The organism is Brevundimonas mediterranea (genome assembly GCF_014196125.1).
Taxonomy (GTDB): Bacteria; Pseudomonadota; Alphaproteobacteria; order Caulobacterales; family Caulobacteraceae; genus Brevundimonas; species Brevundimonas mediterranea.
On the sequence record NZ_JACIDA010000001.1, the window covers coordinates 664,612 to 682,739 of the forward strand.

General features: G+C 65.8%; 23 protein-coding genes and 1 other RNA gene. 13 read left to right on the plus strand and 11 right to left on the minus strand.

Annotation, left to right across the window (positions count from 1 at the left end; translation table 11 throughout):
* Positions 1-11 precede the first annotated feature (11 nt).
* The 3 genes from miaA to GGR11_RS03385 all read left to right on the plus strand — a co-directional run bounded on the left by miaA (position 12) and on the right by GGR11_RS03385 (position 1,844).
* Positions 12-905, plus strand: coding sequence for a tRNA (adenosine(37)-N6)-dimethylallyltransferase MiaA (gene miaA, locus GGR11_RS03375; RefSeq protein WP_183195397.1), 894 nt, complete (start codon positions 12-14; stop codon positions 903-905).
* A 10-nt stretch (positions 906-915) separates the two neighbouring features.
* Positions 916-1,283, plus strand: a transfer-messenger RNA (tmRNA) gene (gene ssrA, locus GGR11_RS03380).
* Positions 1,284-1,373: 90 nt separating this feature from the next.
* Complete coding sequence (locus tag GGR11_RS03385) at positions 1,374-1,844, plus strand: SspB family protein (RefSeq protein WP_008262374.1); 471 nt, start codon at positions 1,374-1,376, stop codon at positions 1,842-1,844.
* 4 nt (positions 1,845-1,848) lie between these two features.
* Here GGR11_RS03385 and GGR11_RS03390 read toward each other — a convergent pair whose 3' ends face one another.
* Positions 1,849-2,205: a RusA family crossover junction endodeoxyribonuclease gene (locus GGR11_RS03390; protein WP_008262420.1), complete on the minus strand. Its 357-nt coding sequence runs from the start codon at positions 2,203-2,205 to the stop codon at positions 1,849-1,851.
* Positions 2,206-2,310: 105 nt separating this feature from the next.
* Here GGR11_RS03390 and fumC point away from each other — a divergent pair, with 105 nt between their 5' ends.
* Entirely contained in the window at positions 2,311-3,702 is a 1,392-nt protein-coding gene (gene fumC, locus GGR11_RS03395; RefSeq protein WP_183195398.1) for a class II fumarate hydratase, read from the plus strand.
* A 4-nt stretch (positions 3,703-3,706) separates the two neighbouring features.
* On the plus strand, positions 3,707-3,982 hold the full coding sequence (locus GGR11_RS03400; RefSeq protein WP_246331513.1) for an AAA family ATPase: 276 nt from the start codon (positions 3,707-3,709) through the stop codon (positions 3,980-3,982).
* Positions 3,983-3,984: 2 nt separating this feature from the next.
* Here GGR11_RS03400 and GGR11_RS03405 read toward each other — a convergent pair whose 3' ends face one another.
* Together GGR11_RS03405 and GGR11_RS03410 are read right to left on the minus strand one after the other, a co-directional pair.
* Positions 3,985-4,371: a YccF domain-containing protein gene (locus tag GGR11_RS03405; protein ID WP_183195399.1), complete on the minus strand. Its 387-nt coding sequence runs from the start codon at positions 4,369-4,371 to the stop codon at positions 3,985-3,987.
* 93 nt (positions 4,372-4,464) lie between these two features.
* Positions 4,465-4,704 (minus strand): DUF2171 domain-containing protein, encoded by a 240-nt coding sequence (locus GGR11_RS03410; protein WP_183195400.1) that lies wholly within the window; start codon positions 4,702-4,704, stop codon positions 4,465-4,467.
* A 165-nt stretch (positions 4,705-4,869) separates the two neighbouring features.
* Between GGR11_RS03410 and GGR11_RS03415 the strand changes: the two genes are divergently transcribed.
* Positions 4,870-6,114 (plus strand): patatin-like phospholipase family protein, encoded by a 1,245-nt coding sequence (locus tag GGR11_RS03415; RefSeq protein ID WP_183195401.1) that lies wholly within the window; start codon positions 4,870-4,872, stop codon positions 6,112-6,114.
* 2 nt (positions 6,115-6,116) lie between these two features.
* Entirely contained in the window at positions 6,117-6,293 is a 177-nt protein-coding gene (locus tag GGR11_RS03420) for a DUF4169 family protein (RefSeq protein WP_183195402.1), read from the plus strand.
* 4 nt (positions 6,294-6,297) lie between these two features.
* Here the strand turns inward: GGR11_RS03420 and GGR11_RS03425 are convergent, their stop codons facing one another.
* A complete protein-coding gene (locus GGR11_RS03425) occupies positions 6,298-7,188 on the minus strand; it encodes a DMT family transporter (protein WP_183195403.1) in 891 nt (296 codons plus the stop codon).
* A 104-nt stretch (positions 7,189-7,292) separates the two neighbouring features.
* On the opposite strand from GGR11_RS03425, the gene GGR11_RS03430 reads away from it, so the two are divergent.
* The 3 genes from GGR11_RS03430 to GGR11_RS03440 are packed head-to-tail and all read left to right on the plus strand — an operon-like array spanning position 7,293 to position 8,675.
* Positions 7,293-7,709, plus strand: coding sequence for a YbaY family lipoprotein (locus tag GGR11_RS03430; RefSeq protein WP_183195404.1), 417 nt, complete (start codon positions 7,293-7,295; stop codon positions 7,707-7,709).
* Positions 7,706-7,930 carry a ribbon-helix-helix domain-containing protein gene (locus GGR11_RS03435; RefSeq protein WP_183195405.1) on the plus strand — a complete coding sequence of 75 codons (225 nt, stop codon included), beginning with the start codon at positions 7,706-7,708 and terminating at the stop codon, positions 7,928-7,930. Before GGR11_RS03430 ends, GGR11_RS03435 begins: the two co-directional genes overlap by 4 nt.
* A 25-nt stretch (positions 7,931-7,955) precedes the next feature.
* Positions 7,956-8,675: an SIMPL domain-containing protein gene (locus tag GGR11_RS03440; RefSeq protein WP_183195406.1), complete on the plus strand. Its 720-nt coding sequence runs from the start codon at positions 7,956-7,958 to the stop codon at positions 8,673-8,675.
* On the opposite strand, the gene GGR11_RS03445 is transcribed toward GGR11_RS03440, so the two are convergent.
* The gene (locus GGR11_RS03445; protein WP_221205080.1) at positions 8,656-8,910 is read right to left on the minus strand and encodes a hypothetical protein; all 255 of its coding nucleotides are present in this window, start codon (positions 8,908-8,910) and stop codon (positions 8,656-8,658) included. The genes GGR11_RS03440 and GGR11_RS03445 overlap by 20 nt on opposite strands.
* A gap of 122 nt (positions 8,911-9,032) precedes the next feature.
* Here GGR11_RS03445 and GGR11_RS03450 point away from each other — a divergent pair, with 122 nt between their 5' ends.
* The 3 genes from GGR11_RS03450 to GGR11_RS03460 all read left to right on the plus strand — a co-directional run bounded on the left by GGR11_RS03450 (position 9,033) and on the right by GGR11_RS03460 (position 12,824).
* Positions 9,033-11,390, plus strand: a complete 2,358-nt coding sequence (locus GGR11_RS03450) for an ATP-dependent helicase (RefSeq protein ID WP_183195408.1) — start codon at positions 9,033-9,035, stop codon at positions 11,388-11,390.
* 79 nt (positions 11,391-11,469) lie between these two features.
* On the plus strand, positions 11,470-12,561 hold the full coding sequence (locus GGR11_RS03455; RefSeq protein ID WP_183195409.1) for a PLP-dependent cysteine synthase family protein: 1,092 nt from the start codon (positions 11,470-11,472) through the stop codon (positions 12,559-12,561).
* An 80-nt stretch (positions 12,562-12,641) separates the two neighbouring features.
* Entirely contained in the window at positions 12,642-12,824 is a 183-nt protein-coding gene (locus GGR11_RS03460; protein WP_055753752.1) for a DUF3606 domain-containing protein, read from the plus strand.
* Here the strand turns inward: GGR11_RS03460 and GGR11_RS03465 are convergent.
* Genes GGR11_RS03465 through GGR11_RS03490 form a run of 6 tightly spaced genes read right to left on the minus strand, consistent with a single transcriptional unit; the run spans position 12,821 to position 18,126 of the window.
* On the minus strand, positions 12,821-13,279 hold the full coding sequence (locus tag GGR11_RS03465; RefSeq protein ID WP_183195410.1) for a YcxB family protein: 459 nt from the start codon (positions 13,277-13,279) through the stop codon (positions 12,821-12,823). The genes GGR11_RS03460 and GGR11_RS03465 overlap by 4 nt on opposite strands.
* On the minus strand, positions 13,279-14,685 hold the full coding sequence (lpdA, locus tag GGR11_RS03470) for a dihydrolipoyl dehydrogenase (protein ID WP_183195411.1): 1,407 nt from the start codon (positions 14,683-14,685) through the stop codon (positions 13,279-13,281). Before lpdA ends, GGR11_RS03465 begins: the two co-directional genes overlap by 1 nt.
* Before the next feature lie 2 nt (positions 14,686-14,687).
* Complete coding sequence (locus GGR11_RS03475; RefSeq protein WP_183195412.1) at positions 14,688-15,167, minus strand: glutathione peroxidase; 480 nt, start codon at positions 15,165-15,167, stop codon at positions 14,688-14,690.
* Between the two features lie 15 nt (positions 15,168-15,182).
* Positions 15,183-16,463, minus strand: a complete 1,281-nt coding sequence (locus tag GGR11_RS03480) for a pyruvate dehydrogenase complex dihydrolipoamide acetyltransferase (RefSeq protein WP_183195413.1) — start codon at positions 16,461-16,463, stop codon at positions 15,183-15,185.
* Positions 16,460-16,759 carry a DUF5076 domain-containing protein gene (locus GGR11_RS03485; RefSeq protein ID WP_183195414.1) on the minus strand — a complete coding sequence of 100 codons (300 nt, stop codon included), beginning with the start codon at positions 16,757-16,759 and terminating at the stop codon, positions 16,460-16,462. The genes GGR11_RS03480 and GGR11_RS03485 overlap by 4 nt, the downstream gene beginning before the upstream one ends.
* Positions 16,756-18,126 (minus strand): pyruvate dehydrogenase complex E1 component subunit beta, encoded by a 1,371-nt coding sequence (locus tag GGR11_RS03490; RefSeq protein WP_183195415.1) that lies wholly within the window; start codon positions 18,124-18,126, stop codon positions 16,756-16,758. The genes GGR11_RS03485 and GGR11_RS03490 overlap by 4 nt, the downstream gene beginning before the upstream one ends.
* Positions 18,127-18,128: the final 2 nt, after the last annotated feature.

Here is an 18,128-nt window from a genome sequence, read left to right on the forward strand (position 1 = left end):
ATCGCCCATGGATGTCGCCTGCGAGCCTCCATTTGTCCCAGCCGCCTTCAGTCACCCTGATCGCGGGTCCGACCGCCTCGGGCAAGTCGGCCCTGGCGTTGAAGCTGGCGCGCGCGACCGGGGCGTTGATCATCAACGCCGATAGCCAGCAGCTTTACGCCGATCTGCGCATCCTGACCGCCCGCCCATCGCCTGAGGAGGAGGCCCAGGCCGATCACCGGCTGTATGGCGTCGCCGATGCGGCGGACGCCTGGTCGGTGGGGAAATGGAGCCGTGCGGCCCTGAATCTGCTGGATATCGCACGCGCCGACGGGCGGCCGACGATCCTAGTCGGCGGCACCGGTCTCTATTTCACCGCCCTGACCCGCGGACTGGCGGAGATTCCCCCTGTGCCTCAGAGCGTCCGTGACGCGGTCGAGGCGGACTATATGGCGCAGGGCGAAGCCGCATTCCGCGCCCGTCTCGCTGAAATCGACGCCGAAGCCGCCCGCTCCATCGAACACGGCGACCGCCAACGGCTGATCCGCGCCATGAGCGTCCATTCGGCCAGCGGCCGCGCCTTGAGCGACTGGAAGGCGGACACTCGCCCCCTGCTGTCGCCGGGGTCATGGAGGGGACAGGTCATCGAACCGGAACGTGCGGACCTCTACGCCAACTGCGACCGGCGTGTGGATCTGATGATGGAGAACGGCGCGCTCGACGAGGTGCGCGCCTTGACCGCGCGGAATCTGTCCCCGGCCCTGCCGGCCATGAAGGCGGTCGGGGTGCGCGAATTGGCGGCCTATCTGGCCGGAGAGATCGGTCGGGATGAAGCGATCGACGCGCTGAAACAGGCGACCCGGAACTACGCCAAACGCCAACTGACCTGGTTCAGGAACCAGACCCCGGACTGGATGCGGGTCTGAAGCGCACGCGACGCTTGGAAAGCGTCCGCGCAACGCCTATATTGGCCTTGTCCGGTTTCGGCCGGACTATAGCGATAAACGCGCTTGTAATAAGCGGACCGGACCCGGGTGCGATTCCCGGCGGCTCCACCAATCTCTTCCCCGCGTTATCGGCGGAGGCGTCATGGGGCCGACTAGCATCGACGGACGTGTAAAGAGGATTGCTTTCGCTCGTCCTGGCCCACCGTATCGGGCCATTTTCTAACTGCGAACGATAACTTCGCTGGAGAAGTCGCTCTCGCCGCGTAATGCGGTTCGGGTGATTTCGAATCTTAAGTCCTAGGGGTTCAGATCCTTGGGCGGGGCCTGTCGGGAGCCTGGCAACAGAATCCCGGCGCTTAATCCGTCACATCCTGCGCGTTTACCTCATTCGCATCTTTCGCGCGCGCGCCTGCGCCGCTATCAGTCGCGCTGAATTGCGAGGTGACGATGACCGACCAGACCCCTCCGGTCGACGAGATGCAGTATGAGCGGCTGGCGCACGAGGCGTTGCGCGGCGTGATCCGTTCTGCGCTCGACCATGTTCTGGCCGAAGGCCTGCCGGGCGCCCACCATTTCTACATCACCTTCAAGACCCGCGCCGCCGGCGTCAGCATTCCGCCGGACATGCTGGCCAAATACCCAGACGAAATGACGGTGGTGCTGCAGCATCAGTATGAGGACCTGCAGGTCGAGGCCGACCGGTTCTCCGTCAAGCTGCGGTTCGGCGGCGTGCCGCGCACCCTGGCCATGCCCTATTCGGCCGTGACCCGATTCTATGACCCCAGCGTCCAGTTCCTGCTTCAGTTCGACGAGCCCGAAATCGTCGAGGCGGTCGAAGAAGCGACGCCGCCCGAGGATCCGACGCCGGGCTCCGACGGCCCCAAGGTCGTGTCGCTGGACCAGTTCCGAAAAAAGTGACGGCTCAGTCCCGACGGGGATAGGAGCGGATCATGATCCGCTCCCTCTCGCCCTCGCGTCGCTCGACCAGCAGGCGGGCGACCTGGGCGTCGTCGTGGAACAGATAGCCCTTGATGGAATCGAGCAGGGCCTTGGCCAGGTTGTCCAGGTCCATCCAGGGCGGCTCGCCCACATGCTCCATGCGGATCTCGACGACATGATCGCCCCAGGACGGTCGTGACGCCCATTCCTTGCGCATGAATTCATAGACCAGCGGCTTGTAGTATTTGGCCTGGGTGGTCAGGCCGTCGATGACGATCTCGACCGCCTCGCCGTCCTCGCGCGCCCGCACCTTGCCCGTCCCTATCCAGCCGGCGGTCATGCGACGTCTGCCGATCTGAGGATGTCCGCGCTCTTCTTGCCCTGCATGACCGCCGTGCTACACCCGCGCGCACACAATCGCCACGCCTGAGAGACGAGTCCGCCCATGAGCAACGTCCGCATCGAAACCGACACCTTCGGCCCCATCGAGGTCGCCGCCGACCGCTACTGGGGGGCCCAGGCGCAGCGGTCGCTGGGCAATTTCAAGATCGGTTGGGAGAAACAGCCCCTGCCCGTCGTGCGCGCCCTAGGCATCGTCAAGCGCGCCGCCGCCGAGACCAACCGCGACCTGGGCAAGCTCGATCCGGCCCTGGCTGACGCCATCATCAAGGCAGCCAATGAAGTCATCGAAGGCAAGCTGAACGACCACTTCCCCTTGGTCGTCTGGCAGACGGGTTCGGGCACCCAGTCGAACATGAACGCCAATGAGGTGATCTCGAACCGCGCCATCGAGATCCTGGGCGGCGAGATGGGCTCCAAGAAGCCTGTCCACCCCAACGACCACGTCAATATGAGCCAGTCGTCGAACGACACCTATCCGACCGCCATGCACGTGGCCTGCGCGGAACAGGTGGTCAACGACCTGATCCCGGCGCTGAAGCATCTGCACGCCGCCCTGGACGCCAAGGCCAAGGCCTGGGCCCACATCATCAAGATCGGCCGCACCCACACCCAGGACGCCACCCCCCTGACCCTGGGCCAGGAGTTCGGCGGCTATGCGCAACAGGTCGCCAACGGCATCGAGCGGATCGAACAGACCCTGCCCAAGCTGATGGAACTGGCCCAGGGCGGCACCGCCGTGGGCACCGGCCTGAACGCCCCCGTCGGTTTCGCGGAAAAGGTCGCCGCCCAGATCGCCGAGATCACCGGCCTGGCCTTCACCACGGCGCCGAACAAGTTCGAGGCCCTGGCCGCCCACGACGCCATGGTCTTCAGCCACGGCGCGATCAACACGGTCGCCGCCTCGCTGTTCAAGATCGCCAACGACATCCGCTTCCTGGGCTCCGGCCCGCGTTCGGGCCTGGGCGAACTGGCCCTGCCAGAGAACGAGCCGGGCTCGTCGATCATGCCAGGCAAGGTCAACCCGACCCAGTGCGAAGCCCTGACCCAGGTCTGCGTCCAGGTGTTCGGCAACAACGCCGCCCTGACCTTCGCCGGCTCGCAGGGGCATTTCGAGCTGAACGTCTACAACCCGGTCATGGCCTATAACTTCCTGCAGTCGGTCCGCCTGGTCGCCGACGCGGCCATCAGCTTCACCGACAACTGCGTCGTCGGCATCGAGGCCCGTGAGGACAATATCGCCCGCGGCCTGAACAACTCGCTGATGCTGGTGACGGCCCTGAACGGCAAGCTGGGCTACGACCTGTGCGCCAAGATCGCCAAGACCGCGCACAAGAACGGCACCACCCTGCGCGAGGAAGCCGTCGGCGGCGGCTATTTGACCGACGCCGAGTTCGACGAAGCGGTCCGTCCCGAGAAGATGATCTCGCCGGGCTGATGCGATGACCGCGCTGGAGCGTCCCTACTGGATCGAGGCCCTTTTCGAGCGCCGAGACGGCTGGGACGCCTCCGCTTATCCTTTCAACCTGCCGGTCATACGTACGCTCGACCGGCTGGCCTTCCATCCGAATGTGACCTTTCTGATCGGCGAGAACGGCTCGGGTAAGTCGCCCCTGATCGAGGCGCTGGCGGTGGCGTGGGGTTTCAATCCCGAAGGCGGCGGACGCGAACATCGCTTCGGCACGCGCGACAGCCATTCCCCGCTGGAACTCGATTGAGCTTAGGGCTTGTCGCGGATCATTCGTCCCACCGGCGCCAGGGCCAGCTTGGCCAGCTCCAGGTCCTTCAGCGCGAAGGGGATGCCGATGATGGAGACGAACTCGGCCACCGCGATGATCAGGTGCGAGAGGGCGATGTACCAGCCGGCCACGACGAACCAGACGACGTTCAGCACCAGCCCCAAGCAGCCCGCCACCGGATGGGTGTCCTGCCAGACGATCTCTCGCCCGAACGGCCAGAAGGAATAGCTTGCGATCCGCCAGGCCGCGAAACTCCACGGCAGGCCGACGATGGTCAGGGCCAGGATCGCACCGCCCAGCAACCACAGCAGACCCGAAAGCCAGCCGCCAAAAATAAACCACAGGATATTCAGGATCAGGCGGACCATCTCAACTCTCCGGCAGGCGTGACCATACAGATAGCCAAAAGGCCCCGCTTGCGACAGCGGGGCCTTGGTTAATTCGCGGTCACCCGGATCGGGTCAGTGGGGCTTTTCGGTCCAGCGGGCCTTTGCCTCGTCCTGGGTCAGGTTGAGGTGGACGTGTTTGTCGTCCACGGCTTCCACCCAGCTGACCGGGATCATATGGTGTTTGAAGCCGCCGGCCAGATCCAGCTTGGCCAGTTCGATCTGATCGCCGAGCACGTGGTCCACGCGTCCGACGTGGCCGCCGTCCGAACCGACGACTTCGAGATGTTCCTTGATGAGCGAGGCGTCGACCATGGCGATGTTCCTTATGTTGGACTGTGTCGCCTCACTGAACGTCCGCTGACTCGCGGGGTTTCAAACCGCAGAGCTTGAAACCAGCCTCTTAATCATCCGGTGATGACAGGGCGCCCGTTGGGGAGGTATGAGCACGGACGGGGATTTTCAATGAGAACGCATCGGATGAGACGGATCTGTTCGAGTCTGCTGGCGGTTGTCATGGCCCTGTCGGTGGCGTCATGCGGCACCTTGGACCGTCCGACGGGACCGCTGCGCATCGCGGACGGCTCCCTGATCCCAGCGCAAGATCCGCGCATTCGCGCCAATGACGCGGCCCGGCTGGTAGCCTTCACCGAGGAAGTGGGGGGACGGCTGTCGACCGGCGGGCCCTTTTCGATCCTGGCTCTGTCCGGCGGCGGCGCCAACGGAGCCTATGGCGCCGGGCTTCTGGTGGGTTGGACCGAGCGGGGCGACCGTCCGGTCTTCGACATCGTCACGGGGGTCAGCACGGGCGCTCTCGCCGCGCCCTTCGCCTTCGCCGGATCCGAATGGGATCCGCAACTGGGCCAGGCCTACACCGGAGGGGGCGCCAGCAGCCTATTGAGCTGGCGCAGCCTGGCGATCTTCCTCTACCCCAGCCTGTTCAGCGCCAGCGCCTTGCGCAAGCTGGTGGACGAGAACGTCACCCTGGACCTGTTGCAGGCCATCGCCCGTGAACACGCCAAGGGTCGCCGCCTGCTGGTGGCCACGACGAACCTCGACAGCGAGGAGACCGTCATCTGGGACATGGGCCTGCTGGCCAGCCAGAACGACGAGAATTCGCGCGCCCTGTTCAAGGAAGTGCTGGTGGCCTCGGCCAGTATTCCCGGCGTCTTTCCGCCAGTCCTCATCGCCGGACTGCAGCCGGACCAGACCGTGGTGATGGAGATGCACGCCGACGGCGGCGTGAATACGCCTTTCCTCGCCATTCCGGAGAACCTGACCCTGTGGACGCGCCGGGCAGAAGAGCGAGGTGACGGCAGCCTGTATGTCATCGTCAATGGACAGGTCGGTCGCAATGACGGGGTCACCCCTGGCCGACTGACGGCCATCCTGATGCGTAGCTACGACAGTATGAGCAAGGCCTCGCTGCGCACCCATCTGGCGACCACAGCGGCGTTCGCCCAGCGCAACGGCATGACCATGTCGCTGTCGGCCATCCCCGACAATGTCGAAGCGTCCAGCCTGAAATTCGACCAACCGACCATGACCGCACTGTTCAACCTGGGTCGCGCACAAGGCCGGTCAGCCGACGGCTGGACCCAGCTTGAACAGACCGCGGCGGCCCCCGCCTTCATTCCCCCCGCTGTCCTGCCGGAGGATCAGGTGCCCGAGGCCCTGAGGCCCAAGGAGCCGGAGACGCCGACTTCCGCCGCGCCGCAGCCCTAGACATGGCCGAGATCATCAATCTGAACCGGGCGCGAAAGGCGCGGACCAAGGCCGAGGACAAGGCCCGCGCCGCCGCCAACCGCGCCGCCCATGGCCGCACCAAGGCTCAGAAACAGTCCGCGGACAGGGACCGCGAACGCGCCGCCCGGCAGCTCGATGGACAGAAGCTGGACGACTGATCCCCTAGGCCTTCGGCGCGCGGATCAACAGGACCTGGCCGCCCAGCACCAGGATCAGGCCGATCAGCATGGTCACGCCGACATGGGCGCCCTCGAACAGGACCGACATGATGACGGCGATCGGCGGGGTCAGCGCCGAAATATAGCTGGCCAGGGCATAGCCGCGTTGTCGCGCCAAGGTGAAATACAGCCCGAAGGCGATCACCGACCCAAACAGCGACAGGTGCAGCAGAGACAGAATATAGGCGGGGGTCGGCTCGATCCGCCATTCCACGCCGGTCGCGACCCCATAGACCGCCACCATGGCCGTGCCATAGGCCATGGCCCAGGCGGTCGCGGCCATGACCGGCGCGCCGGCCTGTTGGCCGCGCCAGGCGAACCAGTTGCCGAAGGCCGAGGCGAGGACGGCGATCAAGGCGAAGACCACGCCCAGAACGGGCGCCACGCCTGCGGAGACGCCTGCCCCCGACAATTGTCCGAACGACAGGACGGCGACCCCGCACACCCCCAGGATCGCCCCCTGCCAGGCCCCGGCGGCGGCCTTCTGGCGCTCCAGAACCCGAAACAGGATCAGGTTCACGAAGGCCAGGGCGGCGAAGATGACGGCGACCACGGCCGAGGCCACGCGTTCCTCCGCCGCATAGACGAAGCCGTAGCTGACGGCGAAGACGAAGGCGCCCTGCCCCGCCGCGGCCAGATGCTGGGCGCAGGTCAGGCGCAGCGGACGCCGCGTCAGGGCGCAGAAGGCGAACAGAACGACCGCCGCCAGACCGAACCGCCAGACGATGGAGACGATCGGATCCACCACGCCCAGCTGCAGGGTGATGGCGAACCAGGTCGTGCCCCAGATCAGGGCGCAGACGGCGATGGCGAGGATCGTGAAGGGGCGACTCATGGACAGGCTCCGACGGGCGGAGCCCGCTTATCATCGACGCCGCGAAAGCGCCGCTCACGTCTTGCGCCCGAGTATGACAGACTGCCCCCGAGAGGAGACCCGCCATGCATTACGCCCCCCTGATCCTGCCCGCCGGCCTTGTGCTGGCCGCCTGCGCCGCCGTACCGACAGGTCCGGAGATAAGCACAGGCACGACCGTCGTGGCGGTCACCGCCCTTTACCGCGAGCGGATCATGCTGCCGCCCGGCCATGTGCTGACGGTGCGGATCGAGGACGTCAGCCGGGCCGACGCCCCGGCCGTGGTCCTGGCCGAGGGCAGCGAGCCCCTGACCGGCGCCCCGCCCTATCGCGTCAGCCTGGGCTTCCCCACGGCCCAGATCGACCCGCGCCATACCTATGCCGCGCGCGCCGAGATCCGTGACGTGACCGGCGCGCTTGTCTTCATCACCGACACCCGACACGCCGTCCTGACCCAGGGCGCGCCGGCCTCCGCCGAGATCGTGCTGAAGTCCGCGCGGTGAGCGGTCTGGCCAAACGGTCCGTCGTCCTGGCGGGCCATGCGACTTCCGTCGCGCTGGAGCCCGAGTTCTGGGCGGTCTTGGACCGGATCGCCCTGACCCGCAGCCTCAGCAAGGCCCAGCTTCTGGCCGATATCGACGCCGGCCGGGGTCGCCGCCCCCTGGCCTCGGCCTGCCGACTGCTGGCGCTGAACTGGGTGGCGGAGCACGGCGTAGAAGCGTAACCTTGGGCGTTAAAGGAACCCGCCCATGAACAACAGCCGTCTATTTCCCGCCGCCGTTTTCGGGGGACTTCTGGCCTTGGGGCTGATCGGCGCCGGCGCCCTGGTCGGTCAAGGCGTGATCCACGCGCGGGCCGGCGACCGGACCGTGACGGTGCGCGGCCTGTCGGAACGCAATGTGAAGGCCGATCTGGCGGTTCTGCCGCTGCGCTTCACCGCATCGGGCGACGTGTTGTCCGAGGTTCAGACGCGCATCGACGGCGACCTGGCCCTGGTGCGACAGTTTCTGACGGCTCAGGGCTACCCCGCCGACGCCGTCGATCTGGGCCGGCTGGAGGTGGCCGACACCCGGTCGCGCGAATACGCCGCCCAGAACGGCGGGCCGCGCTTCATCCTGGCCCAGACGGTCATCGTCCGCACAAACGACGTCGCCCGGGTTCAGACGACGACCCGCGCCCTGAACGATCTGGTGCGCCAGGGCGTGGTGTTGCAGGACTTCCAGGGTCCCTCTTATGTCTTCACCAAGCTGAACGATGTTCGGCCCCAGATGATCGCAGAGGGCACGGCGGCGGCGCGAACCGGGGCCGAACAGTTCGCCAAGGATTCCGGCACCCCGCTTGGCCCGATCCGTCAGGCCACCCAGGGCTCTTTCGAAATCCTGCCGCGCGACGGCGCCGGCGGAGACGAAGCCGCCTCGATCGACAAGAAGGTCCGGGTCGTGACCACCATCACCTATGGTCTGAAATAGGCCGGTCTACCCACGCCTCGCGGCGTTCCAGCGTCTTTTCCTCGCCGGATTGCGGCCGTCCAATCAACGCCGCGTCGTCATGGGGGTCGTCAGCCGCTTCGACCATGACGATCCACAGGATGATGAGCGCGAACATGCCGATCATGCCCGAGGCGAAGGCGCGCCAACCCGCCTTCACAGCCCTGGGGTCGCGATCCGGCGTCTCCTCGATCTTCGACCTATTGTGTCGCATCACCTAGGGGAACAGGGCCTAGGCCAAGGCGGTTCCAAGGTTTGATTTGGCCGACGGCCCTGACATCGCCCTCCGGTCCCCTTATGTTCCGTTTTTGATTCTGCCTGACGGATGCCTCCAAGCCTGTGACCGATCTTCCCCCCCCCCGCATCTCCGACCTGGCCCGCGCACGAGCGCCCGACGGGGCGGGACCGCGCGACTATCTCGAAGGGTTGAATCCGGAACAACGCGAGGCGGTGGAAGCAACCGAGGGGCCGGTCCTGGTTCTGGCCGGCGCCGGCACAGGCAAGACCCGGGTGCTGACCACGCGGCTGGCGCACATATTGGCGACCGGCCGGGCCAGGCCGTGGGAGCTGCTGGTCGTCACCTTCACCAACAAGGCCGCCCGCGAGATGCGCGAGCGGATCACCCATCTGATCGGACCCTCAGCGGAAGGTTTGCGCTGGCTGGGCACCTTCCACTCGATCGCCGCCCAGATCCTGCGCCGCCACGCCGAACTGGTCGGGTTGAAGTCCAGCTTCACCATCCTGGACACCGACGACCAGGAACGGGTGCTGAAACAGCTGCTGGAAGCCGCCAATATCGACACCAAACGCTGGACGCCCAAGTCGCTGTCCGGCCTGATCGACCACTGGAAGAACCGCGGCTGGACGCCCGAGAAACTGCCCCCCGGCGAGGACTTCGCCAACGGCAAGGGCCAGGGCCTGTACGCCGCCTATCAGGCCCGCCTGCGCAGCCTGAACGCCTGCGACTTCGGCGACCTGCTGCTGCACAACATCACCATCCTGTCGAAACATGCGGATCTAGCGGACGAATATCGACGCCGCTTCCGCTACATCCTGGTCGACGAATATCAGGACACCAACGTCGCCCAGTATCTGTGGCTGCGGCTGCTGACAGCCTCGACCGGCAATGTCTGCTGCGTCGGCGACGACGATCAGTCGATCTATGGCTGGCGCGGGGCCGAGGTGGACAACATCCTGCGCTTCGAGCGCGACTTCCCTGGCGCCAAGATCGTCAAGCTGGAGCGGAACTATCGCTCGACCAGCCACATCCTCGGCGCGGCCTCGGGCCTGATCGCCGCCAATCGCGACCGGCTGGGCAAGACCCTGTGGACCGAGGACGACAGCGGCGACAAGGTGCGGGTGCGCGGCGTCTGGGACGGCGAGGCCGAAGCCCGGCTGATCGCCGACGAGATCGAGACCGCCCGCCGCCCCCATGCCGGCGAACCGGGCCTGAAGTACAAGGACATGGCCATCCTGGTCCGCGCCTCGTTCCAGATGCGGGCGTTCGAGGAGCGGCTGGTCATGCTGGCCATCCCCTACGCCGTCATCGGCGGCCCCCGCTTCTTCGAACGGGCCGAGATTCGCGACGCCCACGCCTACATGCGGCTCATCCAGTCCGAGGACGACGATCTGGCCTTCGAACGGATCGTCAATGTGCCCAAGCGCGGCATCGGCGACACCTCGGTGCAGAAGATCCTGCAACTGGCCCGCCAGCACGATCTGTCGGCCCTTACCGCCGTTCGCGGCCTGATCAACACCGACGAGCTTCAGGCTCGCACCCGCACCGCCCTGTCCAACTTCGTGCGCGATCTCGACCGCTGGCGCGCCCTTTCCGAGACCACGCCCCATTGGGAGGTCATGGAGACCGTGCTGGAGGAGAGCGGCTACACCGACATGCAGAAGGCCGACCGGACCAGCGGCCAGACCCGGTTGGACAACCTGAAGGAACTGACCCAGTCGATGCAGCAGTTCGAGACGCTGCAGGCCTATCTGGAGCACGTCTCCTTGGTCATGGACTTGGAGCGCGCCAACAGCGACGATCCAAACGGCGACGGGGCGGTGCAGATCATGACCCTGCACGGCGCCAAGGGGCTGGAGTTCCCGCTGGTCTTCCTGCCCGGCTGGGAGGAAGGCGTCTTCCCCAGCCAGCGCAGCATCGACGAGAAGGGAGAGAAGGGCCTCGAGGAGGAACGCCGCCTGGCCTATGTCGGCGTCACCCGCGCCAAACAAGACGCGCGCATCTCCTTCGCCGCCAACCGCCTGGTCTACGGCCGCTGGACCTCGCAACTCCCCAGCCGCTTCGTCGATGAACTGCCCATCGCCCACGTCGATCCGCAATCCGACACCGGCTACTACGGCGCCTCCGCCGGCATGAAGGAGGCCAAGAGCCGCTGGGACGACGCCCCGTCGTTCGGCAGCGGCTATTCCTCCCCCGGCTGGAAACGCGCCCAAACCTTCACTGCCGCCCAGACGCCGAACAAGATCCCGGCCCGCAAGGCCGTCATTGAAGGCGACGGCCGCCTGATCGCCACCGCCGATCCCAAGTCGAGTTCCGGCTGGACCAAGGGCGAGCGCGTCTTCCACCAGAAGTTCGGCTACGGCCACGTCCGCGTCATCGAGGGCAACAAACTGCTGGTCGATTTCGAAAAGGCGGGCGAGAAACGGGTGATCGACAGTTTCGTGGAGAAGGCAGGCTAAAAGGGGCGGCGTCATCCGCCTTTGCCGCAGCCAAGCTTTAGCCTAAGCCATCGCCTTCCTGTCTTCGACCGAGTCCGCCATGTCCGCCCCTGCCCGTCCCACCGTTGATCGCGCCTGGCTGAGCTGGGCCATGCGGCGGATCGAGGCGGACTACAACCGCTCGGCCGACACCCATCTGATCCCGGTGGATATGCCGGCCCTGTCGGACATCGCCCTGTATCTGAAGGACGAATCCAGCCACCCGACCGGCAGCCTGAAGCACCGTCTGGCGCGGTCGCTGTTCCTCTATTCCCTCAGCAACGGCTGGATCGGCGAGGGCATGACCATTGTCGAGGCGTCCAGCGGTTCGACCGCCGTGTCCGAAGCCTATTTCGCCCGGATGCTCAACCTGCCCTTCATCGCCGTGGTGCCGCGCTCCACCGCCCAGGAGAAGATCGCCGCCATCGAATTCTACGGCGGGCGCTGCCATTTCGTGGACGTCCCGGGCCAAGCCTATTCGGAAAGCCAGCGGCTCGCCGACGAACTGGGCGGCCACTACATGGACCAGTTTACCTATGCGGAACGGGCGACGGACTGGCGTGGAAACAACAATATCGCCGAGTCCATCTTCGCCCAGATGCGACGCGAGCCCTGCCCCGTCCCGCGCTGGATCGTGTGCGGCGCGGGCACAGGCGGCACCTCGGCGACCATCGGCCGGTTCGCCCGCTTCAACCGCCACGACACCCGGATCTGCGTCGCCGACCCGGAAGCCTCGGTCTTCCACCGTCACTGGGCCGATGCGACGGTCCAGACCAGCCTCGACCGTCCGTCCCTGATCGAGGGCATCGGCCGGGCGCGGGTCGAACCCTCCTTCATCCCCAGCTTGGTGGATCGGATGATCGTCGTGCCCGACGTCGCCTCCATCGCCGCCACGCGCGTACTGAGCCGGCGTCTGGGCCGCCCCTGCGGCGGATCGACCGGCACCAACCTGTGGGCCTGTGTCCAACTGGCCCAAGAAATGGCGCGCGCAGGCGAAGGCGGATCGATCGTGTCCATCCTGTGCGATCACGGCGACCGCTACGCCTCCACCTATTTCGACGACGCCTGGATCGCCGCCCAGGGCCTGGACACCGCCCCGTGGGAGGCCCGCCTGGACGCCTTCTTCGAAACGGGCGTCCTGCCGGAGGCCTGAACCGCCTGTTTCGTCGGGGCGGATGAGGCTAGAAAGGCTCCAATGGCCGGGAAACGGTCGAACCTCCACAGGAGCCGACCATGGCGGGACTAAAGGACAAGCGCGGCTTCATCGACAAGGACCGCATCGACCTGTCGGAACGGCAGTCGGTCGAATACTGGATGAAGCGCTGGGGCGTGACCAAGGACCAGATCACCGCCGCCCACCGCAAGGTCGGCCGCATGACCAAGGACATCGCAGCGGAGTTGGGCAAGAAGCGTTAAATCCCCTGGGAGATTCGGTTCTCAGCGAAATCGAGGAATGCCGCTTTCTCTTCCTCTGAAGCGAACGCTCGCATCGGAATGATGAAAGCGTTCAGCTTGCGCTCAGTGATGACCAGATAGCCGTCCTGCTGCTCCACGCGCGCTATCTTAGCCCACTCAACAAAATAGTCAGTCTTGCCGCGAACGCCACGGACGCCGCGCTCATCAAGAATGAGCGTCCGCACTTCAGATCGATATCTCATCTGAGGATAGGCGATCATGACGCCGCAGGCCAAAATCCCAAGCATCCCGCCCTCAACGATAGACGCGACATCCATTTCTCGACGCAGCAGACAGATCAGGCCGAGAGGCATGACGAGTAGGAAGGCGTGAAATGGCCAAAGACTCCGTCGCCACGCCTTCTTGTACCAGTGCCAGATTTCGTCTCGTCTAAGCGCGTAGACGACGGACGGCATCAGATGTGGATCACACGGCCGTAGGCGTCCAGCGCCGCCTCGTGCATGGCTTCCGACATGGTCGGGTGCGGATAAACGATGCCGTGGATGTCCTCTTCCGTCGCCTCCATGGTGATGGCGGTGACATAGCCCTGGATCATCTCGGTCACTTCGTGGCCGATCATATGGGCGCCGATCAGGGCGCCGGTTGCCGCGTCAAAGATCACCTTGACGAAGCCGTCGATCTCGCCGGCGGCGACGGCCTTGCCGTTCACGCGGAACGGGAAGCGGCCGATCTTGACCTCGCGCTTCTCGGCGCGGGCGGCCTGTTCGGTGACGCCGACCGAGGCGACCTGCGGCTGGGCGTAGGTGCAGCCGGCGATGGGCGAATGGACGTTCGGGGTCTTGTAGCCGGCGATGAATTCGGCAGCGTGGATGCCTTCGTGCGAGGCCTTGTGCGCCAGCCAGGGCGCGCCGGCGCAGTCGCCGATGGCGAACAGGCCCTTGACGTTGGTCTGGCAGTGGCCGTCGGTCTTGATGTGGCTGCGGTCCAGTTCGACGCCCAGCGCCTCCAGGCCGATGCCGTCGGTGTTGGCGGTGATGCCGACCGCCGAGATGCAGACCTCGGCCTCCAGCGCCTCGGCCTTGCCGCCGACCTCGATGTCCACCTTCACGCCCGCGCCGGTCTTGGAGACCTTCGTCACCTTGGCGCCCAGCTTGAACTTGATGCCGCGCTTCTCGAACGACTTCTGGGCGGCCTTGGAGACCTCCTCGTCCTCGACCGGCATGATGCGCTCGACCGCCTCGACGACCGTCACCTCGGCGCCCAGGGCGCGATAGAAGCTGGCGAACTCGATGCCGATGGCGCCCGAGCCGATGACCACGAAGGACTTGGGCAGCTTCTTCGGCGCCAAGGCGTCGCGATAGGCCCAGATCTTGTCGCCGTCGGCCTCCAGGCCGATCTGCGGCAGGGCACGGGCACGGGCACCGACCGCCAGCATGACCGCCTTGCCCTCGACCGTGCGCGAACCGCCGGCCTTCAGCGCGATCACCACCTTCGGAGCCGCAGCGCCTTTTTCCAGCTTGGCCGAGCCCTCGATGACCTCGATCTTGTTCTTCTTCATCAGGAAGGCGACGCCCTTGTTCATCGTCGCCGCGACGCCGCGCGAGCGCTGGATGATGGCGTCGAAGTCGAACGACGCGCCGGACGCCGACAAGCCGTATTCCTTCAGATGGCTCAGGCTCTCGAACTTCTCGCCCGACTTCAGCAGGGCCTTGGTCGGGATACAGCCCCAGTTCAGGCAGATGCCGCCCAGGTTCTCGCGCTCGACGATGGCGACCTTCTGGCCCAGTTGGCTGGCGCGGATGGCCGCGACGTAACCGCCGGGGCCCGAGCCGATGACGACGAGATCGAATTCAGCAGCCATGATCAGATCAACTTCTCGATGTCGGCCTTGATGGCCTCGGGTTCTGTTTGCGGAGCATAGCGGGAGACCACCCTGCCCTCGCGGTCGGTCAGGAACTTGGTGAAGTTCCACTTGATGGATTGCGAGCCTAGGAAGCCGCGCTTCTGTTTGGTCAGCCAGGCATAGAGCGGATGCCGGTTCGGCCCGTTGACCTCCACCTTGTCGAACAGGGGGAAGGTCACGTCGAAACTGGTGGCGCAGAAGGCGGCGATCTCCGCCGCTCGCCCCGGTTCCTGCTCGCCGAACTGGTTGCAGGGAAAGCCCAAAACCTCGAACGGCCGGTCGGCGAACGTCCGGTGCAGCTTTTCCAGCCCATTATATTGGCCGGTGAAACCGCACTTGGACGCCGTATTGACGATCAGCAGCGCCTGACCGCGAAAACGGTCCAGCGAAACCTCCGTGCCGTCGATGGCGCGGGCGGAGAAGTCATAGACCGAGGTCATGACCTCACCCTCCCCTTACGCCAGCATCGCGACGGGATCTTCGATCAGCGGCTTGAACGCCTGAAGGAAGCGAGCGCCGGTCGCGCCGTCCACCACGCGGTGATCGCAGGTCAGGGTCACGGTCATGACCGTGGCCGGCACGATCTGTCCGTCCCTGACGACCGCGCGCTGCTCGCCTGCGCCCACGCTCATGATACAGCCCTGGGGCTCGTTGATGATCGAGGTGAACTGCTTGATGCCGAACATGCCCAGGTTGGACACCGAGAAGGTGCCGCCTTGGAACTCTTCGGGCTTCAGCTTGCGTTCGCGGGCGCGCTTGGCCAGGTCCTTGGACTCGGTCGCGATCTGCGCCAGGCCCTTGGTCTCGGCCTTCTTGATGATCGGGGTGATCAGGCCGCCGTCGATCGCCACCGCCATCGAGACGTCGGCGTTGTGGTGCATGGCGATGCCTTCGGGCGTGTAGGAGGCGTTGGCCTCCGGCACCAGCTTCAGCGCCAGGGCCGCAGCCTTGATGACGAAGTCGTTGACTGAAACCTTGATCCCTTGCGGCTCCAGCATCTTGTTCACCTTGGCGCGAACAGCCATCAGCTGGTCGATCTCGACGTCGATGAACAGCGGGAAGTGCGGCACGTTCTGGATGCTGTCGACCATGCGACGCGCAACAGCCTTCTTCATCCCGTCCAGCGGGATCAGGTCGTAGCTGCCGTCCGGAATCCCCATCTGAGCCAGCGACTGAACCTGACGCGGCGCAATGCCCGAGGTCGCGGCGGCGGCGGTCGTGGCGGCGGCCGGTTGGGCGCCCTTGCCGGCGGATTCGACGTCGCGCTTGACGATCCGGCCGTGCGGGCCCGTGCCCTTGACCGACTTCAGATCGACGCCGTTCTGGGCGGCGATGCGACGCGCCAGAGGCGACGAGAAGATGCGCGCGCCGCTGTCCGACTTGGGCGCAGCCGGAGCCGGTGCGACCGGTACGGACGCCTTGGGCGCCTCAACGGCTGCCGGAGCCGCCTTCGGAGCGTCTTCCACCTTGGTCGCCGGCTTGGGCGCAGCGGCCCCGCCTTCGTCCTTCAGGCGGGCGATAGGCGTATTGACCTTCACGCCTTCCGTACCTTCGGCGACCAGGATGTCGGTGATCTCGCCCTCGTCCACGGCCTCGACTTCCATCGTGGCCTTGTCGGTTTCGATCTCGGCGATCACGTCCCCGGCGGAGACGACGTCGCCCACCTTGACGTGCCACTTGGCCAGAACGCCCTCTTCCATGGTCGGAGACAGGGCGGGCATCAGGATGTCGGTCATTGAGCAACTTCCTTTTCAGTCGTCGCGGCGCGGGCGTGGGCCTCGGTCCAGCCGTCGCAGATGGCCTTGAAGGCCTCCTTCTGGTCCAGACCCGCCATCTGAGCGTAGGCGTTGGAGAAGTGCCAGGCGCATTCGGCCAGAACCGTCCCCATATGGCGCGGTTCGTTCAGCGCCGGGCGGATGTTCATATGGGGCGTGGTTCCGCCCCACCAGATCCGCGCCAGTTCCGTGACCTGGGCCGGATCGACCTGAGTCAATTGTTCCGGGATGGCCAGGGCCTTCTCGTCCAGGCTCATGCCATCACCTGCTTCACGGCCGCGATGATCTTGTCCACGCCCGGCAGCGACAGGGCTTCCAGATTGGCGGCGTAGGGCAGCGGCACGTCTTCCTGGTGCACCCGTAGCGGCGGCGCATCCAGATAGTCGAAAGCGTGTTCGATGACCCGGGCCACGACCTCGGCGCCGACGCCCATCGGACCCCAGCCCTCTTCGGCCGAGACCAGACGGCTGGTCTTCTTGACGCTCTCGACGATGGTGTCGGTGTCCAGCGGACGCAGGGTGCGCAGGTCCACGACCTCGCACTCGATCCCTTCCTCGGCCAGCTTCTCGGCGGCCTGGAGGGCGAAGCCGACCATGCGGCTGTGCGCCGTGATGGTGACGTCCTTGCCTTCGCGACGGACCTTGGCCTTGCCGATCGGCACGACATAGTCCTCGATCTCGGGCACGTCGAACTCAAGGCCGTACATCATCTCGTGTTCGAGGAAGACGACGGGGTTCGGGTCGCGGATCGCAGCCTTCAGCAGGCCCTTGGCGTCCGCCGCGTCATAGGGCGCGATCACCTTCAGCCCCGGAACCTGCGCATACCAGGCCGAATAGTCCTGGCTGTGCTGGGCGCCGACGCGCGAGGCGGCGCCGTTCGGGCCGCGGAAGACGATGGGCGCACGGATCTGACCGCCCGACATATACAAGGTCTTGGCGGCCGAGTTGATGATGTGGTCGATCGCCTGCATGGCGAAGTTGAACGTCATGAACTCGACGATGGGCTTCAGGCCCGCCATGGCCGCGCCGACGCCCAGGCCGGCGAAGCCGTGCTCGGTGATCGGGGTGTCGACGACGCGTTGGTCGCCGAACTCCTGCAGCAGTTCGCGGCTGACCTTGTAGGCGCCCTGATACTGGGCGACTTCCTCGCCGATCAGGAAGACCTTGTCGTCGCGGCGCATCTCTTCGGCCATGGCGTCGCGCAGGGCGTCGCGGATGGTGGTCTTGACCAGCTTGGCGTCGGCCGGGATTTCCGGATCGCGCAGTTCGACCTTGGGGGTCGAGGTCTGGGCCGGCGCCTTCTCGGGATCGCCGGTCTTGCCTTCGGCGGTCGCCTTGGGCGCATCAGCCTGGGCCTCAGCCTTGGGCGCGGGCGCAGCCGCCCCGTCTTCGCCGGCCAGACGCGCGATGGGCGTATTGACCTTCACGTTCTCCGAGCCCTCGGCGACCAGGATTTCCAGTACTTCGCCTTCGTCCACGGCCTCGACTTCCATCGTGGCCTTGTCGGTTTCGATCTCGGCGATCACCTGGCCGGCCGACACGGTGTCGCCGGCCTTGATGTGCCATTTGGTCAGCGTGCCCTCTTCCATCGTGGGGGACAGCGCCGGCATGAGGATGTCGGTCACGG

Coding starts and splice junctions, on each gene's coding strand:
- miaA (WP_183195397.1), top strand. CDS start 12: ATGTCGCCTGCGAGCCTCCATTTGTCCCAGCCGCCTTCAGTCACCCTG.
- GGR11_RS03385 (WP_008262374.1), top strand. CDS start 1,374: ATGACCGACCAGACCCCTCCGGTCGACGAGATGCAGTATGAGCGGCTG.
- GGR11_RS03390 (WP_008262420.1), bottom strand. CDS start 2,205: ATGACCGCCGGCTGGATAGGGACGGGCAAGGTGCGGGCGCGCGAGGAC.
- fumC (WP_183195398.1), top strand. CDS start 2,311: ATGAGCAACGTCCGCATCGAAACCGACACCTTCGGCCCCATCGAGGTC.
- GGR11_RS03400 (WP_246331513.1), top strand. CDS start 3,707: ATGACCGCGCTGGAGCGTCCCTACTGGATCGAGGCCCTTTTCGAGCGC.
- GGR11_RS03405 (WP_183195399.1), bottom strand. CDS start 4,371: ATGGTCCGCCTGATCCTGAATATCCTGTGGTTTATTTTTGGCGGCTGG.
- GGR11_RS03410 (WP_183195400.1), bottom strand. CDS start 4,704: ATGGTCGACGCCTCGCTCATCAAGGAACATCTCGAAGTCGTCGGTTCG.
- GGR11_RS03415 (WP_183195401.1), top strand. CDS start 4,870: ATGAGACGGATCTGTTCGAGTCTGCTGGCGGTTGTCATGGCCCTGTCG.
- GGR11_RS03420 (WP_183195402.1), top strand. CDS start 6,117: ATGGCCGAGATCATCAATCTGAACCGGGCGCGAAAGGCGCGGACCAAG.
- GGR11_RS03425 (WP_183195403.1), bottom strand. CDS start 7,188: ATGAGTCGCCCCTTCACGATCCTCGCCATCGCCGTCTGCGCCCTGATC.
- GGR11_RS03430 (WP_183195404.1), top strand. CDS start 7,293: ATGCATTACGCCCCCCTGATCCTGCCCGCCGGCCTTGTGCTGGCCGCC.
- GGR11_RS03440 (WP_183195406.1), top strand. CDS start 7,956: ATGAACAACAGCCGTCTATTTCCCGCCGCCGTTTTCGGGGGACTTCTG.
- GGR11_RS03455 (WP_183195409.1), top strand. CDS start 11,470: ATGTCCGCCCCTGCCCGTCCCACCGTTGATCGCGCCTGGCTGAGCTGG.
- GGR11_RS03460 (WP_055753752.1), top strand. CDS start 12,642: ATGGCGGGACTAAAGGACAAGCGCGGCTTCATCGACAAGGACCGCATC.
- GGR11_RS03465 (WP_183195410.1), bottom strand. CDS start 13,279: ATGCCGTCCGTCGTCTACGCGCTTAGACGAGACGAAATCTGGCACTGG.
- lpdA (WP_183195411.1), bottom strand. CDS start 14,685: ATGGCTGCTGAATTCGATCTCGTCGTCATCGGCTCGGGCCCCGGCGGT.
- GGR11_RS03475 (WP_183195412.1), bottom strand. CDS start 15,167: ATGACCTCGGTCTATGACTTCTCCGCCCGCGCCATCGACGGCACGGAG.
- GGR11_RS03480 (WP_183195413.1), bottom strand. CDS start 16,463: ATGACCGACATCCTGATGCCCGCCCTGTCTCCGACCATGGAAGAGGGC.
- GGR11_RS03485 (WP_183195414.1), bottom strand. CDS start 16,759: ATGAGCCTGGACGAGAAGGCCCTGGCCATCCCGGAACAATTGACTCAG.